The organism is Streptomyces viridiviolaceus (genome assembly GCF_014650995.1).
Classification (GTDB): Bacteria; Actinomycetota; Actinomycetes; order Streptomycetales; family Streptomycetaceae; genus Streptomyces; species Streptomyces viridiviolaceus.
In genome coordinates, this window is record NZ_BMWA01000136.1 from 1 (window position 1) to 523 (window position 523).

General features: G+C 37.9%; 1 protein-coding gene. It reads right to left on the reverse strand.

From position 1 onward, the window contains the following. The coding region (locus tag IE260_RS43545; protein ID WP_229881869.1) for a M23 family metallopeptidase at window positions 1-523 on the reverse strand (523 nt) is incomplete at both ends.

Below are 523 nucleotides of genomic sequence, written 5' to 3' on the forward strand. Positions count from 1 at the left end.
ATTGGTTTTCACAAAATCCACAACCCCATCAGCGCTCGCATAAACAGGCGTGTTTAATGGTGCGATAAAATCAATCCCGGATTCAACGCCCTTAATTTTTTTAATGGGGTGGTTCCTTTCTTTGGTGGGTTTGATAGCGCTATAAGTTTTCAAGGGCATGCCATTAGGAATGAGCATGAGCGCTAAATGTTTTTGAGCCAAATTCAAATTTTCTAAATCCACTTCATCATAAAGATGCACGCCCCCATTAGCCCCTCTTTTGACTTCAATCAAGGATTCTATCGTGCGAATCTTTTGCCCCACAATAAAAAGCTCTTCTCGCTTGTTTTTAATCTCTTTTGTTAAAGTGTAATTTTTTTGATACAAATCCCTAAAATCCCTTAAAACCGCATTCCTTTGCGCTGTCATCGTATCCATTTTAGCGATTAAAAATTTTAAAAAACCCACGCCAAGCCCCACGATCAACAAAAAAATAACAACCGAAATGATGAGGTTGCGTTTTAAATTTTTAGAAAATTTGAGC